Origin of the sequence: Scytonema sp. PCC 10023, assembly GCF_963920835.1 — a bacterium.
GTDB lineage: Bacteria > Cyanobacteriota > Cyanobacteriia > Cyanobacteriales > Nostocaceae > Kalymmatonema.
The window spans coordinates 1-225 of sequence record NZ_CAWUDP010000430.1 but is presented as its reverse complement, the minus strand read 5'-3'; the positions used below and the strand labels follow the sequence as shown (position 1 = coordinate 225).

Annotated in this window: 1 protein-coding gene; it reads right to left on the bottom strand. The window is 48.9% G+C overall.

Annotation, left to right across the window (positions count from 1 at the left end):
• Positions 1-225, bottom strand: a 225-nt coding sequence (locus ACM0OZ_RS49470; protein ID WP_414590259.1) for a WD40 repeat domain-containing protein, incomplete at both ends; no start/stop codon positions are given.

Here is a 225-nt window from a genome sequence, read left to right as displayed (position 1 = left end):
TGATGCAGTCACAATGCGTTGACCATTCGGGCTAAATTCTGCACTGTTGACCTCTTTCTGATGCCCTTTGAGGTCAGCAAGCAGCTTACCATTTGTATCCCACACCTTGGCTGTGCGGTCATCTGATGCAGTCACAATGCGTTGACCATCCGGGCTAAATGCTGCACTTCTGACATAGTTCTGATGCCCTTTGAGGTCAGCAAGCAGCTTACCATTTGTATCCCA